Source organism: Hymenobacter sp. FMD4 (assembly GCF_058932745.1).
This window is the reverse complement of the sequence record NZ_JBZYWH010000001.1, coordinates 435,738-446,619: the sequence shown is the minus strand read 5'-3', so window position 1 is coordinate 446,619 and position 10,882 is coordinate 435,738. Positions and strand designations below refer to the sequence as shown.

Here is a 10,882-nt window from a genome sequence, read left to right as displayed (position 1 = left end):
GGAACGCAAAACCGCTCGGACCGATACCGACGTTAAACGAATCGATGGGAGCACCGGTGAGGCTGTAGTGCACGGCGCGGCCATCGGTAGTGAAGGAGCCCACGCCACCATATAGCGTGCCATCGACCGGGTCGATGCCGATGCCGTTAAAGCGGCGACGAATGAGCGGAGTGGCCGGCAGGGCCGTAGCCGTAGCCTCAATGCGGTGCACGGCGCCAGCGTAACGGTAGTACAGTTGCTGACGGTTAGGCGAGGCTACTAGGTTGGTAGCGCCCGCGCTGGCAAAGTCAAGCATGCGGGTACTGGCGTACGGCGCGGTGTTGTTCAGGCGTACCAGCTTGCCGGGGGTGCTGGAGATTACATTATACGGCGCTTGCGAGTTGTAGCGCGTAATACCACCGCACAGTACCCACACGTTGCCGCTGGCATCCTGCACCAGCGAGTTTGGCCCATCCGATACAGTCAGGGTCGTTTCTACCTGGTCCGTGGTAGTATTAATAACGGTTACCGTGTTTTCGTCCGAGTTAGGTACAAACAGCTTCCCGTTGGCCACCAGCGGCTGCTCGGGCAGTTTGCCCACCGGGATAGTGCTGGTTACGGTGTTGGTGCCCAGGTCAATAACTGCCACGCGGCCGCTTTGCCCGAAGGCTACCCACTCGGTCAAATACGCTTTGGTGCCGGCTACTGCTATGTAGCGCGGCAGTGCCCGCCCGCCGATGGTAGCTACCGCATCAAACTCGGGGAGTCGGACCACTTCTACCTTGTTGCTGTTATTGACCACGATGTAGCCCCGCTCGCCCGCTACAGTCATGGACTGCACCACGTCGCCGAGGGCACGGTTGTTTACGCGCTGAAACGGGTCTTTTTCCGACTGCCGGCTCGTGCGCTCAATCCCGCTTACCGAGCCGTTCGGCGTACCGAACTGGCCTTGATTCACCACGAAAATATCGGGCTTCAGGGTCGTGGTTACATCATCGTCATCGTTGTTGCACGAGGCCAGTGCCAAACCAGCGAGAATGGGCAGCGCCAGCGTACGTAGGCGTGCTTGCAGCGAAAAGTGTTGCATTGAAAGGAAGAGAAAATGAATGTGTTATTGCCAAACCACTCGCAGGCTCAGGGCAACGGAGCGCCCTGGCATAGCCCGGAAAGCGTAATTCTGATAGGTGGTATTCACCAGGTTGTAGCCCTGTGCCAGCGCTGTCAGCTGCCAGCCTGCTAGTCGAAATGTGTAGCCCGCCGAGGCATTGACTAAGGCATAGCTGGGCAAATAGCTCGTTGCGGAAGCATCGGTGTAGCGCAGGCCGTTCAGCGTGAGGCTGCTAATCAGCGTCCAGCCCTGCCAGTGCTGATCCACCGATAGGTTGGCAGCATGCAGCGGCACGTAGGGCAGCTGGCGGCCCACGGGGTCTTCATCGATGGTGTAACCCTGGCGTTTCTGGGCGTGCGTAAACGCGTAGCTACCCCGGGCCGTCAGGCGGTAGGCGCCCGGTTGCCAGCGCACCTGACTGCTAAACTCGACCCCCTGCGTGCGTACCTGGCGCAGGTTGCGGGGGCTCCAGTAGCCTTGGACCGGGTCAGGTGTCCATTGCACCCAGTCGTCCACCAGCAGATGATAGGCGGCTAGGTCGGCCTCGGCCGTCAGCTGTCCGTCGGCCGTCCACCAACCTTCGTAGTGCAAGCCAGCTTCGTAGCCAAAGCCCGTTTCGGGGAGCAGATTTGGGTTGCCGCCGGGGCGCCAGTATCGTTCGTTGAGGGTGGGGGCGCGGTAACTGCGTGCGGCGTTGCCTTTCAGCCACAGCTGTTGTCGGCCGCTGCCCCAAGCCTGCCACTCGGCGCCCAGTGTGGGAGCGAGGGGCGGGCGTCTGTCGGGAATCAAGGCTTGGCGCGTGTTCAGCGTCAGCCGCAAGCGCGGGCTTGGGTCGTAGCGCACCAGCCCGAAGCCAGCGAAGCGCCATTCGGTGACGGCGCCCCGGTAGCCATCCACGTCGGCCACAAACTGCTGCGCCTCGCCCCCAAACCGCAGACTCAGGTTGGGTGCCGCCTGCCAGGTATGCTCTGCTTGGGCCTGCCGGTTGTGCGTCAGCGAATGGCTGGTGCGCAGGTTATCATTGTGGTATTCGATCAGGTCGGTAAACGAGGCCACCCGAACGGCCGTTTCGCCGTGCGCATGCTGATGGCGGTAGCCCAGCATCATGCGGGCGCTCTGGTCCCACTGGCGGGCGTGGTTATTGGCCGAGCCGATGGCCGGCTGAATTTGGCGCGTGGCATCCGTCAGCCACACGGCACCCAGCAGCTCGTCGCGGCGGCCGAGGCGCACCCGCAGGTCCTGCACGAAGCTGGTCTGACGCAGGGCCGCATTTTCCTGACGGCGAAGTACTGTGCCCGCAAATTCCGGAGATTCGTATTGAAAATCGTTCTGTGCCGTGCGATGCATAAAGCCCGTACGCACACTTACGTGCTTGTCGCGCACGCTGCCCTCTACATTGAGGGCGCGGGTGCCAAAGCTGCCGACTTCCACTAAGCTGCTTAGGCGGGTGCCTTGCGGCAGCTCGCCCGGGCCAAGCACTACGGCGCCGCCCATGGCCCCGGTGCCGTACAAAGCTGCCGCCGGACCGTGCTGCACATCGATGCGGCCCACCGCCGAAACCGGTAACAGGGAAAAATCAGCCTCGCCCAGCGTCGGAAAATTCAACGAGAAGCCGTGCCACAGCACTGCCGTATGCCGCGCCGAAGTGCCGCGTAGCGCAATGGAAGCCAATTGGCCCGGGCCGTAATTTTTAAGGTAGATAGGGGAGCGGGCCGACAGCGCATCGGCGACGGTGCTGGCCTGAAAGGGCGCCAGCGCGGCGGAGTCCAGCGAGGTGAAGTGGCTGCCGGCGGCGTAACGGGCCGGGCGCAAGCCCTGCACTTGCACCGAAGGCAGCACATGCCGCGCCGTATCGGGGCGCTGAGCCCATGCGGGTATCGTTCCCGCCGCTAGCATTGCGGCCGATACCCACAACCGCCGCGGCAGTTGTTCAGGAAGAAAAGCGAACATCCGAACCAAAGTTTTCGATAGCGAAAATTTCGGTCCAGAACCCTGCAATCAGCTGGTCAGCTGCTCGCAAAGCCGAGGCAGAATCAGGCAAGAGGACCCGCAGCGGCAAGCCGGGGCCAATAACGATTCATTCTCCGCCCGTCCTCCGCAGGCGCCGAACACTGAAATGGCATAGGCAGGTCTCCTGACTTGCTTCGCGCCCGGCGGCCTTCCCATTCCTCAGGCTGCCGAAGCAGCCGTCATCGAAACAGTGGCGAAGAGAGGCCTGACGCTGGTAATGAAGCTCACAGTTGCGGGGACAGTCGCCGATTTGCACGGCATTCCCTTTTCAGCCGCGCCCCCCAATCGGGGTTTGGCCACCTATGCAAACGCAAAGATAAGCACGGATTTTTCGTATTCGCCGCATTGCGCCGCTCGTATCCCATGCTGACCGAAAGGCAAAGCCCGAGCAATACCCTGCTTGGCGTGCACGCACCAGCAGAACGCGGTGCTACGTACAGCAAGGCCATGAAACTCTCCCGCGCCTACTACCAGCAGCCCGATGTGGTGGCTATTGCCCGTGACTTACTAGGCAAGTACTTGTACTCCCTCATTGATGGGGTGCTTACCGGCGGCCGCATCGTCGAAACCGAAGCGTATGCCCACGTCAACGACCAGGCTTGTCACTCGCACTTGGGCCGTTTCACCAAGCGAACCAGCGTGATGTATGAAGCCGGCGGGGTGGCGTACGCTTACCTGATTTACGGCCGCTACACGCTGTTCAATATCATTACCAACGAATCTGGTAAAGCCGATGCCGTTCTGATTCGGGGTCTGGAGCCAACGGAAGGGTTGGATGAGATGCAGCTGCGGCGCGGCTTAGGCTCCGTTACCTCCAAGCTCACGGCCGGCCCGGGCTTGCTGACTCAGGCCTTGGGCATCAGCACCGCGCATTACGGCACCGACCTCACCGGCAACCTTATCTGGCTGGAAGACCGGGGCGAAGCCGTAGCCGACGAATCCGTACGGGTCAGCCCCCGCGTAGGAATAGACTATGCCGGCACCGATGCCGCTTTGCCTTGGCGGTTTCGCATCATGGGCAGCAAGTGGGTGAGCCCGGCGAAATAACCCATAAACCAGCGGCCCCAAACCGGGAGGGTTGGGGCCGCTGGTTTAGTTTTCAACGATGGGTTCCGGCGCCACGTGGGGCTGGTGATAAAGCCGGTCGCAGACCAACACTATCAGTCGGCCCCGCAGATCGGTAGTGGCCAGAAGGTAGGTAGTGCCACCCTCCCGGATGCCCGTGCGGTAGCGAAACTCCGCAACGGAGTCGGGAAAGTTGCGCACCGTCACGTGGGCGCGTTGCTCAGGACCAAGGTGGGCGAGGAGCTCTTTTTTGTCGTAGCGGCACAAGGCGCGGCAGTGGAAAACCCGGCCGGGAAAATCCTCGCGCAGCGTGTTGGAGGTGTAGAGGTGGCTGTGTTGGTGCAGCTTCAGCAGATTGTAGCTCGTACCGATGCTCTTAAACCCGCCGGCTTTGAGCACGGCTACGTTGGGCTCGTAGATGTAATCCTGCGGCTCCGCGTACCGGGGCACCGCTTTACTCTCGCGGGTGCGGTTGGTGCGAAAGGTCTGCTCACGCCCATCCCGCATGAGGTTTATGGTGAGGCGCTCCGGGTCCACGGCCGCCTCTTGGCCCAACTCGTACAGAACCTCTTTGCACTCGTTGTCCACAGCCACCACCCACAGGCGGCGCACCCGTCCGAGTTCTTGCACTGCCAAGTCGATATCGAGCATGGGCGACGTTTTGAGCAGCACGCGCTCGGTCTTGCGCAGCAGCAATGGCAGCAGGCGCAGCACGTCCGGCTCACAGTCGGCCAGACGAAATATTTTCTTGTCAGCCGTGTCGCGGCGGGCCGGATCGAGGTAAATCCAATCGAAGTGCCCATCGGGTTGTTCGCGCAGCCAAGCCGCGGCATCCCCCACATGCAACTGCACATTCTCAACGCCGAGCACCCCGAGGTTGTGGCGCACTACTTCCACCAGTTGCGGATTGCGTTCCACGTAATGCACTTCTTCCACCTGCTGGGCAAAGAAGCTGGTGTCCACACCGAAGCCGCCGGTCAGATCAGCTATGCGCGCGCCACGCACCAAATCAGCTTTGAAAGCTGCCGTGCGCGCCGAGGAAGCCTGCTCCACCGATAAAGCGGGCGGAAACACCAAGTCGGGATTGGCCGCCCACATCGGTAACTTGGCCTTCGCCTTTTGGCGGGCCTGAATCTGGCGTACCAACTCAGGTATAGGCAGCTCGGGATAACGCCGGGCCTGCAAAGCCAGCGTAGCGGGGTCGTCGTGCAGGTGCTCAGCTACGTATTGCCGAGCCGCCGCCGACAGCGAAAAGTCCATCACAGCCATAAAGCGCTTAAAGCGCAAAAGTAAACAGCAGAACTAGCGCAGCGTCCAGCCCACCAGCAGCTGTGGCCGGCCCATGGGGGCCGTCACACCCAGTAGGTCAGGCTTAGCGCGCTCTAGTCCCATACGGCGCGCCGCCGGTAAGGTGGCGTTGTGGGCCTCTACCGAGCGCATAAAATGCTCGTTGGTCCGGCGCGTAATCAGGGCGTTTGCCAACAGGCTGCCCAAGGCAGCGCCAATTAGCACTTTCTGATTGTTATTGAAATACTGTTGCGTCTCGCCCACCAGAATTTGGCGGCCATAAAGGCCCACGGCGCCCACAAAAGCCAGCCGCTCACCTAGGAACAGCCATTTTTGGCGGCGGTAGCGGTTGAGGCTGGCCAGCGCTTGGGCGTCGTCGGCTACGTAAGGGCGCAACCGCTGGCCAAAGAAGCCCGCACTCTTAAAATCCGGACTGTTGCCAATGGTAAACCAGAAATTTTTCTGCTGACCATTCAAACCGCGCGACGCATCTTCAGGGCTCAGCCGAATATGGTTGGCCGGCACTTTTGCCTCTTGCGCCTGAGCAGCGGTGCTCAGCCCCAAGGCCATCGGCAGTGACAAAGCAAATAGGCGGTAGCTACGCACCAAGGCAGTAGGTTGGAGAGGGGGCATGCAACAAAGATAATAGACAATCAGCCAGATAAAATCACATATCCGGGTGATGCCAAGTCAACAAAACTTCGGCCGGTTACGTTCTCAACCCCGTCACATCCAGTGTCTATTTAATCATCTTCACATGAACCACCCGCTCAAACGTTTTAGTCGCCTGCTTTTGTATGCTGCTCTGCCAGTGGCCGCTCTCGCTAGCTGCAGCAGCGACGACGACGATACTACTCCTGTTGTACCCGACCGGGGCCGGGTGCTTATTTCGCACGCCGCTGCCGCAGTCAACACCCAGGTAACGGCCTTTGTGAACGACCAGCAAGTGAGTCAGCTCAATTACGGACAAACCAGTAATTACTTGGACGTAAACGCCGGTTCGCCTACCCTGCGCATCAACAACGGCACCCAAGTGGTTTCGTCCCAGGCGCTGACCGTGGCCAAGGACCAGAATTACTCGGTTTTTGCATATTCCCCCACAGCTACTATCGGCAGTGCCGCCCTGCTCACTGTATCTGATGACTTGACGGCGCCGGCTGCTAACCAAGTGAAAGTACGCCTAGTGCATTTAGCAGTAGGGGCACCTTCGCCGGTTCGGCTCACTGTGCCTTCAGCCATTCCCGGAGCCCCCGGCACCGATGTAACCCAGGATGTGGCATTTGGTGCCGCTTCAAGCTTTGTGGCACTTAATGCCGGGTCCCTCAACTTAGGCATTACGGGCGGTGCGCCGCGTGCCCAAATTCTCAGTGTAGGAGATGGCACCGGTACCGGCACCGGTACTAAAACCTACGAAGCTGGTAAGATTTACACCATCGTGGTGCGTGGAATTAGCGGATCGGGGGTCCCCGCCGCTCAACAAACGCAGGCTGTTATTATCCAGAACAATTAGCGAATTATTCAACCGCAGACCTTTTAAAAGCCTGGGCCATTGGTCCGGGCTTTTACTTTGCTCGCTTACGCCGAACAAATTGGCTACCTTTGTAGTTGGATTGCGAAAATTCCAACATTATGGTTGAGACCAAGACCTACGTTCCTTACAAGGTAAAAGACATTTCGCTGGCCGAATGGGGCCGCAAGGAAATCCGTTTGGCTGAGGCTGAAATGCCGGGTCTGATGGCTCTGCGCGCTCAGTACGGTGCCAGCAAGCCCCTGCAGGGTGCCCGCATCGCCGGCTGTCTGCACATGACTATCCAAACGGCCGTTCTGATTGAGACGTTGCAGGCGCTGGGCGCTGAAGTGACGTGGTCGTCGTGCAACATCTTCTCTACTCAGGACCATGCTGCTGCTGCTATTGCCGCGGCTGGCACACCGGTATATGCTTGGAAAGGCATGAACGAAGAGGAGTTCAACTGGTGCATAGAACAGACGCTGTTCTTCGGTGAAGACCGTCAGCCGCTGAACATGATCCTCGACGACGGCGGCGACCTCACCAATATGGTGCTGGACCGCTTCCCCGAGCTGGTATCCGGCATCCGTGGTATTTCGGAAGAGACGACTACTGGCGTACTGCGCCTTGTGGAGCGCATGAAGGCTGGCAAGCTGCCCCTGCCCGCTATCAACATCAACGACTCGGTAACGAAGTCGAAGTTTGACAACAAGTACGGCTGCAAAGAGTCGGCAGTGGATGCTATCCGCCGCGCTACCGACGTTATGATGGCCGGTAAAGTAGCCGTGGTAGCCGGTTACGGTGACGTAGGAAAAGGTACCGCTGCCTCGCTGCAGGGTGCCGGTGCCCGCGTAATCGTGACGGAAATCGACCCGATCTGCGCGCTGCAGGCTGCTATGGACGGCTTTGCGGTGAAGAAGATGGCCAATGCCATCAAGGAGGCTGACATTGTCATTACCACCACCGGCAACTGCGACATCGTAACCGAGGAGCATTTCCGTGCGCTGAAGGATAAGGCCATCGTCTGCAACATCGGTCACTTCGACGATGAAATCGACATGGCGTGGCTGAACAAGAACTACGGCCACACAAAGGACACCATCAAGCCGCAAGTGGACCTGTACACCATCGAGGGCAAAGAGGTTATCATCCTCGCCGAAGGCCGTCTGGTAAACCTGGGCTGCGCTACGGGTCACCCCTCGTTCGTAATGTCGAACTCGTTCACCAACCAGACGCTGGCTCAACTGGAGCTCTGGCAGAACCACGGCAGCTACGAAAACAAGGTGTACACCCTGCCCAAGCACCTCGATGAAATGGTAGCCCGTCTGCACCTTGCCAAAATCGGCGTGGAGCTGGACGAACTGAACGACAAGCAGGCTCGCTACATCGGTGTACCGGTGGAAGGCCCGTTCAAGTCGGATCTGTACCGCTACTAAGAGACGCTTAGATTTTTAACAAAAAGCCCCGCCTGATTCTCAGGCGGGGCTTTTTGGTTTTTTACTCAGACGAAAATTTAATCGTTTCTTCTGAAAGCTGACCATTATAGAAGTCAGTGCTGGACCATAGCATTAAGCCCAGCAGCTTCCATTGATGTTCCATCAGCACATTATACTCTAAGTTCTTTCCCCGTCGGATGATATTCGCATATCTGGGTTGCCAATTATGACCAAGTGTAAACCCGCTTACGGAGGCATGCAAGGTCTTTGGCTCAAAGCTGCCTTCCTGACGCATTCCGCTGCCCATAATATCCAATTTCATATTACTACCAAGGGCCTGCGTTGATGTCAATGAGATGTTTGTATCGTTGAACGATACCTTGCCAGCTTCTAGGAGATTTTGAGGTGAATCGGAAAATTTACTGCGAGAACTAGAGCAGGTAGTGGCTACAAAGCCAATAGCAAAAATAGAGGCGGTAGCCCAGCCAACTTTCTGTTGTAAAGCTCTAAAGACAATGTAGCTAGCGTATAGAAAAAGAATTAGTAGCGCAACGTTCACGCAAGACCAAAGCAGATACATAAAAGATGGGTTAAGTGATTCGTAAATATATGCCTGTTGTTGTGATGCGGATATGATGTTCGAGGTTTACAACCACAGCAGCACAATACACGATATTTACGGCCGCTATGCCCGTAACGCTTTCCGTCGTCATCATTACTTATAACGAAGAGGCCAACATTGCCCGCTGCCTACAGGCCTTGGACGATGTAGCCGACGACGTAGTGATAGTTGATTCCGGCTCCACCGACCGCACCACTGCCATTTGCCAGGAGTACGGCGCCCGCGTGGTGCATCACCCTTTCGAGAGCTACGTGCAGCAGAAGAACTTCGCCACCGCCCAGGCGCGCTACGACCACGTACTGCAACTCGACGCCGACGAGGTGCTAACTGAAGAGCTGCGAACCGAAATTCGGCAGATCAAAGCCAACTGGCAGGCTGCCGGTTACACCCTGCCGCGCCTCACCAACTACTGCGGCCACTGGGTGCGCCACGGCGGCTGGTATCCTGACCGCAAGCTGCGCCTTTACGACCGCCGCCTCGGCAGCTGGCAAGGCCACCTGCTGCACGAGCGTTTTGAAGTGGCGGCGGGGCAGCCGGTGCAGCCGCTGCATCATGACTTATTGCACTACTCTTACGATTCCATTGAACAGCACTTGGCGCAGTTCAACCGCTTTAGCAGCATCGGGGCCGAAGAACTGGCCGCTCGCGGTAAGCGCGCTGCTACCTGGCAGCTGTGGCTTAAGCCGGTATGGAAATTTGTGCACATTTACTTTATCCGTTTGGGGCTGCTCGATGGCTTTGCCGGTCTGAGCATTGCGTATCTGTCGGCTTGTAGCGTGTTTGTCAAATACGCCAAGCTGCGCGTCCTAAATCAGCAAGCTGCCCGCCGATGAAAACCTTTCTGGTGAGCCGCACCGACGCCATTGGCGACGTAGTGCTGACGCTGCCCATGTGTGGTTGGCTCAAGCAGCAGTTTCCTGGCTGCCGGGTAGTCTTGCTCGGGCGCAGCTACACCCAGGCTGTGGCCGAAGCCTGTCCCGCCGTTGATGAGTTTCTGAATGATGACGAGCTGCGTAGCCAGCCGCTGACCGAGCAAGTCACCGTTTTGCGCGCCCTGAAGGCTGACGTCGTGCTCCACGTTTTTCCTAATCGGCGCTTGGCTACCGTCGCCCGCCGAGCCGGCATTCCGCAACGCGTCGGTACCCGCAACCGATGGTTTCACTGGCTGACGTGTAACCGCTTGGTTTCCCTAAGCCGGCGGCATTCGCCCTTACACGAAGCCCAGCTTAATTGCGAACTGCTCCGCCCCCTGGGCCTGACTGCCGTGCCTGCTTTGAGCGAGCTGGCTGGGTTGGGTAAGCTGGTAAGTACCGGAGCCGACGTTCCCAACGAACTGCTGACCATGTTGCGTCGTGCCACTCCGGCTCAGCGCAATGTAGTGCTGCACCCAGGCTCCCGGGGCAGCGGCCGCGACTGGCCCTTGGATTATTACGGCCAGTTGGCTCGGTTGCTACATGCTCAGCGGCACCGCGTGTTTGTTACAGGCACGGCGGCGGAAGGGGAGAAGCTCCTGCCTTGGCTAAAGGAACACGCCACTTTTGTTACCGATCTGACGGGCCGCCTTAACCTGCAACAACTCATTGCCTTTATCAGCCTTACCGATGGTTTGGTGGCCGCCAGCACCGGGCCGGTGCATTTAGCCGCAGCCCTTGGCCGGCACGCTCTTGGGCTGTATGTGCCTATGCGCCCCATGCACCCGGGGCGTTGGGCACCTGTAGGGCCACGGGCCGAGTTTTTGGTGTTTGAAAAGCCCGACTGTAATACCTGCCGGCAGGGCGCCTCGCGCTGCTCCTGTATCCAAGCAGTAGAGCCGCTGCAGGTGCTGCTACGCATCGAAGCTTGGGAAGCGCTGCCGACGGCGTAGCTTT

10 protein-coding genes and 1 riboswitch are annotated in these 10,882 nt (G+C 58.8%); of the genes, 5 read left to right on the top strand and 5 right to left on the bottom strand.

From position 1 onward, the window contains the following. The coding region (locus AC5FXY_RS01980) for a DUF5074 domain-containing protein (protein WP_493554942.1) at positions 1-1,066 on the bottom strand (1,066 nt) is incomplete at its 3' end. A gap of 24 nt (positions 1,067-1,090) precedes the next feature. Continuing rightward, positions 1,091-3,037, bottom strand: coding sequence for a TonB-dependent receptor (locus AC5FXY_RS01975; RefSeq protein WP_493554941.1), 1,947 nt, complete (start codon positions 3,035-3,037; stop codon positions 1,091-1,093). Between the two features lie 157 nt (positions 3,038-3,194). Beyond that, positions 3,195-3,416: riboswitch (cobalamin riboswitch) on the bottom strand. A 128-nt stretch (positions 3,417-3,544) separates the two neighbouring features. Here AC5FXY_RS01975 and AC5FXY_RS01970 point away from each other — a divergent pair. After that, positions 3,545-4,144: a DNA-3-methyladenine glycosylase gene (locus tag AC5FXY_RS01970; protein ID WP_493554940.1), complete on the top strand. Its 600-nt coding sequence runs from the start codon at positions 3,545-3,547 to the stop codon at positions 4,142-4,144. A gap of 45 nt (positions 4,145-4,189) precedes the next feature. Here AC5FXY_RS01970 and AC5FXY_RS01965 read toward each other — a convergent pair whose 3' ends face one another. Then, positions 4,190-5,449 (bottom strand): class I SAM-dependent methyltransferase, encoded by a 1,260-nt coding sequence (locus tag AC5FXY_RS01965; RefSeq protein ID WP_493554939.1) that lies wholly within the window; start codon positions 5,447-5,449, stop codon positions 4,190-4,192. 15 nt (positions 5,450-5,464) lie between these two features. After that, on the bottom strand, positions 5,465-6,082 hold the full coding sequence (locus AC5FXY_RS01960; protein ID WP_493554938.1) for a hypothetical protein: 618 nt from the start codon (positions 6,080-6,082) through the stop codon (positions 5,465-5,467). Between the two features lie 124 nt (positions 6,083-6,206). On the opposite strand from AC5FXY_RS01960, the gene AC5FXY_RS01955 reads away from it, so the two are divergent. Both AC5FXY_RS01955 and ahcY read left to right on the top strand, forming a co-directional pair. Further along, positions 6,207-6,959, top strand: a complete 753-nt coding sequence (locus tag AC5FXY_RS01955) for a DUF4397 domain-containing protein (protein WP_493554937.1) — start codon at positions 6,207-6,209, stop codon at positions 6,957-6,959. A 119-nt stretch (positions 6,960-7,078) separates the two neighbouring features. Next, a complete protein-coding gene (ahcY, locus tag AC5FXY_RS01950; RefSeq protein ID WP_493554936.1) occupies positions 7,079-8,392 on the top strand; it encodes an adenosylhomocysteinase in 1,314 nt (437 codons plus the stop codon). A gap of 61 nt (positions 8,393-8,453) precedes the next feature. On the opposite strand, the gene AC5FXY_RS01945 is transcribed toward ahcY, so the two are convergent. Continuing rightward, positions 8,454-8,972: a hypothetical protein gene (locus AC5FXY_RS01945; protein ID WP_493554935.1), complete on the bottom strand. Its 519-nt coding sequence runs from the start codon at positions 8,970-8,972 to the stop codon at positions 8,454-8,456. A gap of 107 nt (positions 8,973-9,079) precedes the next feature. Between AC5FXY_RS01945 and AC5FXY_RS01940 the strand changes: the two genes are divergently transcribed. Continuing rightward, on the top strand, positions 9,080-9,847 hold the full coding sequence (locus AC5FXY_RS01940; protein ID WP_493554934.1) for a glycosyltransferase family 2 protein: 768 nt from the start codon (positions 9,080-9,082) through the stop codon (positions 9,845-9,847). Then, on the top strand, positions 9,844-10,878 hold the full coding sequence (locus AC5FXY_RS01935) for a glycosyltransferase family 9 protein (RefSeq protein ID WP_493554933.1): 1,035 nt from the start codon (positions 9,844-9,846) through the stop codon (positions 10,876-10,878). Before AC5FXY_RS01940 ends, AC5FXY_RS01935 begins: the two co-directional genes overlap by 4 nt. Positions 10,879-10,882 lie beyond the last annotated feature (4 nt).